Raw genomic sequence first — 5,490 nt, 5'->3', positions numbered from 1 at the left:
GCGCTTTAGAGAATGAGCTAGATCACTCGCAAAATAGCTCAAATAACCAACATGATAATAATAAGCATAAGTCTAAGCCTCCAATATCAACCGAGAATTTAGCAAAGACACAGTTTCAAATTGAAGGCATGTCTTGTCAGGCATGTGCCACACGTATCGAAAAAGTCTTAAATAAAAAACCAGCCATTCATTCGGCAAGTGTTAGTTTTGCTGGAGAAACTCTAAATGTGTCTTATAATGCCACTCAAGCCAGCGATGAGCAAATTAAAGAATGGATAACTAAGACAGGGTTTAATGCTGTGCCAATGGCAGACAACCAAATCCCTCAACTGACAAACAAAGCTATGGATTGGCGACTGGTGCTAACTTGGATTTGTATGATGCCTTTCTTAATTGGCATGTTGGGCATGCTTGTAGGGCAAGAAATGCATTGGATGCCCGTGTTATGGGTACAGTTTTTATTGGCGAGTTTGGTACAGTTTGCTTTGGCAGGTTTCTTTTATCGTAGCGCATGGGCTTCTATCAAAGGTGGTCTGGCGAATATGGATGTGCTGGTAGTTATAGGTACTTTGACGATTTGGGCTTATTCAACATACATTTGGCTTCAAAGTTTGGGTGTAAATCTATACGACCGAAGTAGCTTTGCTTTAAGTTGGTCAGACATTACCCAACATAGTGCGGCGCATGTTCCCGTATATTTCGAAGCTGGGGTAATGATTATTGCATTTGTCAAATTGGGAAAATACTTAGAGCACCGTACTAAGAAGCATAGTTTAAACAGTATAAATATGCTTTTGGAGCTGACTCCTAATACAGTTGAAAAAATGGTCGGTGATGACAAAGAGGTAAACTATGAAAGTATTGAATTAAGTGCAGTTCAAAAGGGCGATATTTTACGTGCTAAGCAAGGCTCTCGTATCGCCACAGATGGTATTGTTTTATCAGGCGAGGGTTGGTGTGATGAAAGCCACCTTACAGGAGAGTCTGTTCCGGTTACCAAAAATAAAGGTGATAAAGTTTTAGCTGGTGCTATGGTAGACAACGGGAGTCTAAATTATCAAGTGACCGCTAAAGGTAGCGAAACTCAGTTAAGCGATATGGTAAAAGCATTGAGTGAAGCCCAAGGCAGTAAGGCTGATTTAGCTCGTTTGGCGGATAAAGTGGCTGCGGTATTTGTACCTGTGGTCATACTGATAGCTTTAGTTACGTTTGGTCTAACATGGTACTTCACAGGAGCTATGGACAAAGCTATCTTACATGCTGTATCAGTATTGGTTATAGCTTGCCCCTGTGCGTTAGGTCTGGCAACACCTGCTGCAATTATGGCGGGAATGGGTGTGGCCGCTCGTCATGGCGTATGGTTTAAAGACGCGCAAAGCCTAGAGATGGCTGGAAAAATTGATACCGTAGTTTTTGACAAAACCGGAACTTTGACCAAAGGTAAGCCTCATATAGTTGACTCAATGATGGTGAATAAAAGCATCCATAGTGCGGATGTACTGCAGTTGGCTGCAAGTGTTGAAGCTCATGCCAGCCATCCTTTAGCAAGTGCGGTGGTTCACGCTGCACAAGATAAAAATATTTCACTACTACCTGCAAGCCAAGTGGACGTTGTGGCTGGTATGGGAGTTAAAGCTTATGTTGAAGGGTTTGGAGAGGTAAAAGTTGGAACGGCAGAGTTTGTGGGATTAGATTTACCAAAAACACTCCCTAAGGTTTGGCAGATTGCCAGTACTATAGCGGTTAGTGTAGAGGGTATGCCCATGGGTATGTTTGCTTTAGCCGATGAATTAAAAGATGAAAGCCCCAAAGCTGTTCAAGCCTTAAAAAAAGATGGCTTAGAAGTGGTACTGTTAAGTGGTGATAAACCAACGGTGGTACAACAAGTTGCTGATGACCTAGCCATAGAAGTTGCACATGGTCCTTTAAAGCCACGAGATAAAGCGCAGTGGATTGAGGCGCATCAATCAATTGGACATAAAGTAGCGATGGTAGGAGATGGGGTTAATGATGCCCCAGCAATGGCCACCGCTTTTGCTAGCTTTGCGATGCTAGATGGTACAGAAGTTGCCAAACATAGTGCCTCAGCAAGATTAATGGGTGATTCAATTATGCAAGTGCATTCAGGGGTAGATATTGCCAAGGCAACAGTGCGCAATATTAAACAAAACCTATTCTTTGCTTTTATTTATAATTGTTTAGGCATTTCTTTAGCTGCCTTTGGTCTACTCAACCCGATGATTGCAGCGGCGGCTATGGCTTTAAGTTCGATTTCTGTGCTTATGAACGCACTACGCTTGACCCGCCATAAGGTATAGTGTTACTTGTAGAAAGTGTGTTAATTAAATTTTAAAATTTATCTATTTATATTAATTTACCCTTGTTAGCACCTATGCATACTCTTCAATAATTGATAGATGCTTATAAAAACCAGCGCAAATAGGTGATAAATGCAAGCTAATGGTTTTGATATATCCATGAATTCAGGATTTTGTGCTATTATTATCCAACTTATTTTGTCGCACAAATGAGGGTTTAAATACCCTAATTATTCTGAGTTTAGAAATATTTAGCAGTCGTAGCACTAGGTTTCGATTTTAATTACTAAGCGTGAATGTTAATTTAATATTTAAGTTGATAACAACATTTAAGTTGATAACAAACGCTGGTAATCTGCTCAAAACTTATACTTATTTTTATAATTTAATTAAAAGGCATGTCACTCTATGTACGCAGAAACTTTTACTAATTCAACTGAAATTCAAGATATTCGTGCCCGTGAGATTTTAGACTCACGTGGCAACCCAACTATCGAAGCGGATGTTATCTTAGCCGATGGTTCTATGGGTCGCGCTGCTGCGCCAAGTGGAGCTTCAACTGGCTCACGTGAAGCTTTAGAATTACGTGATGGTGATAAGTCTCGTTACTTAGGTAAAGGGGTTAAAAAAGCGGTTTCGAATGTAAATAGTCAAATTAGAAGTGCTCTGCTTGAAAGTGATGCTACGGATCAACAAGCGATTGATGACAGATTAATTGAGCTTGATGGTACTGAAAATAAAGATAATCTAGGCGCCAATGCTATGTTAGCAGTGTCATTGGCTACTGCTAAAGCGGCAGCAATTTCACAAAATATACCATTACACCAGTATATTGCTAACTTACGTGGTCAGACATCACTGACTATGCCAGTACCTATGATGAATATCTTAAATGGTGGTGAGCATGCAGACAACACAGTAGATATTCAAGAGTTTATGATTGAGCCGACAGGTTTCAGCAGTTTTTCAGAAGCACTTCGTGCCGGTGTTGAAATATTTCACAGTCTAAAATCTGTATTAAAAGCACAAGGCTTAAACACAGCGGTTGGTGACGAAGGTGGTTTTGCACCAAACTTACGTAGCAATGAAGAAGCGATTACTGTTATCCTTGAAGCTATTGAAAAGACAGGGTATAAAGCTGGTCAAGACATTCATTTAGCTCTTGACTGTGCAGCTAGTGAGTTTTATAAAAATGGCCAATACATCTTAGCCGGTGAAGGTAATAAAACTTTTGATAGTCAAGGTTTCTCAGATTACTTAGTCAGATTAACTGAGCAGTATCCCATTATTTCTATCGAAGACGGTCTTGATGAATCAGATTGGGATGGCTGGGCTTACTTAACTAGCAAGTTAGGCAATAAAGTACAGTTAGTAGGTGATGATTTATTCGTAACTAACCCTACAATTTTACAAGAAGGTATTGATAAGAAAATCGCCAATGCTATCTTAATTAAGTTCAATCAAATCGGTACTTTATCTGAAACTTTAGATGCCATCTACTTAGCTAAGAAAAATGGTTATGCTACAGTTATCTCACATCGTTCTGGTGAAACAGAGGACAGCACCATTGCTGACTTAGCAGTGGGTACAGCAGCAGGTCAAATTAAGACTGGATCATTATGCCGTTCTGACCGTGTAGCTAAATACAACCAATTACTACGTATCGAGCAACAAGTACGTGCAAGCTACCGTGGTCGTGAAGAATTTATTGGGTTACGTGGTTAACTAGTTAACTAGGCTGCTGGTTTTAATCTAATTAAAACTGTTATTTGTCTATTTAGATTGGGTGGTTGTCCTTAGGATACCACTCAATCTTGTTATTATAAGCTCTAAAATACAAGCTCTAAATTAATCTGAAAGGATTAACATCAGATTTTAGGGTATTTTACTATATTCGCTGTTATACTTTTATGGCTAACAAAGTTCAATTATTATTGAATTCTCCTCTTTATATTTGTACTCTCATTAAATTTATTCTAAGTCGTCCTATGAAATATTTTAGCCAATTTATGTTGTTTTTGATCGCTTTATCGGTATTGTTGGGGTTACAGTATCAATATTGGTTGGGAAAAAGTGGACGTGACGGACTAGAGAAGTTACATGCAGAAACTGAAATTCAGCAGCAACTTAATGACCAGATGGTTGATAATAATAAAGTTCTACGAGCTGATGTCAATGACTTAAAAAACGGCTTGGAAGCAGTTGAAGAGCATGCTCGTTTGGATTTAGGATTAGTCAAACCAGGTGAGACGTTTGTGCAGTTATCAACTGCACCAGTGACACATTCTAGTCAGTCTTTGCCTCCCGTTAATCCTGAAGATGCTGTAGAGAGCATACCTTAGATAGCTACTTATAGTTAAATTTAAGTTAAATTTCGATTAAAAGCTCTTAGTCGCCAGTTAAAGGTGGTTAGCTGATAGTTATAAGCTATTGGTTCAAAAAGTCATAAATACATAAATGAACGCCTAATGGCTGGCACTTCATCAAGATCAAAAGTGATTGGTTATGATCTCAAACAATTCTATCTCAGCTCCAAATTCTGTGATTAAGTATGGTACTACCAAAGTATTTAGCATAATTGTTGCTGCCGGAAAGGGCAGTCGATTTGGCACAGATATCCCTAAGCAATACACCCCAATACACAATAAAACTATATTGCAGCAAAGCGTTTTAGCGCTAGCTCGTAGTACTTATATCAAACAGGTATTGCTGGTAATTGCTGCCGATGATACTGTGGCGAAAACACTAGACTTTGCTATTCCTGTTTCATTTACTTTTGGAGGTGCTGAGCGCTGGCAATCTGTACAAGCTGGGGTAGAGGCAGTATTTGCTGCAGGTGCGAAAGATGAGGATTTAATCTTAATTCACGATGCCGCTCGTCCATGCGTAGAATCAAAGCACATTGATTTGGTTATAAAAGCTGCGATGCAACATCCTTTTGGGGCAATATTGGGAGTACCAGTTGCTGACACCCTTAAGAAAGTATCTATTGAGGGTGAAATTCAAGCTACTATCGATCGTAGCAGCTTATGGCAGGCTCAAACTCCGCAAGTGTTTAGAACCGCTAAACTTCGTCAAGTACTAAACTATGTGGCTGAGAAAGGGTTGCTGATCACTGATGAGGCAAGCGCATTTGAAGCTGTGGGCAATTCCATTAAAATTGTACCGGGTA

At 39.6% G+C, this 5,490-nt stretch carries 4 protein-coding genes; all 4 read left to right on the top strand.

The window, feature by feature from the left end:
- Positions 1–128: 128 nt before the first annotated feature.
- The gene (locus tag QZ265_RS09590; protein ID WP_296405664.1) at positions 129–2,318 is read left to right on the top strand and encodes a heavy metal translocating P-type ATPase; all 2,190 of its coding nucleotides are present in this window, start codon (positions 129–131) and stop codon (positions 2,316–2,318) included.
- 408 nt (positions 2,319–2,726) lie between these two features.
- Positions 2,727–4,043: a phosphopyruvate hydratase gene (gene eno / locus QZ265_RS09585; protein ID WP_296405662.1), complete on the top strand. Its 1,317-nt coding sequence runs from the start codon at positions 2,727–2,729 to the stop codon at positions 4,041–4,043.
- Positions 4,044–4,306: 263 nt separating this feature from the next.
- On the top strand, positions 4,307–4,660 hold the full coding sequence (locus tag QZ265_RS09580; RefSeq protein ID WP_296405660.1) for a septum formation initiator family protein: 354 nt from the start codon (positions 4,307–4,309) through the stop codon (positions 4,658–4,660).
- A 163-nt stretch (positions 4,661–4,823) separates the two neighbouring features.
- On the top strand, positions 4,824–5,490 hold a 667-nt coding region (gene ispD, locus QZ265_RS09575), incomplete at its 3' end, for a 2-C-methyl-D-erythritol 4-phosphate cytidylyltransferase (RefSeq protein WP_296405658.1).

It is taken from the genome of Psychrobacter sp., assembly GCF_018260395.1.
GTDB lineage: Bacteria > Pseudomonadota > Gammaproteobacteria > Pseudomonadales > Moraxellaceae > Psychrobacter.
This window is presented reverse-complemented; position numbering and strand designations above follow the sequence as displayed.

Coding starts and splice junctions, on each gene's coding strand:
- QZ265_RS09580 (WP_296405660.1), top strand. CDS start 4,307: ATGAAATATTTTAGCCAATTTATGTTGTTTTTGATCGCTTTATCGGTA.
- QZ265_RS09590 (WP_296405664.1), top strand. CDS start 129: ATGTCTTGTCAGGCATGTGCCACACGTATCGAAAAAGTCTTAAATAAA.
- eno (WP_296405662.1), top strand. CDS start 2,727: ATGTACGCAGAAACTTTTACTAATTCAACTGAAATTCAAGATATTCGT.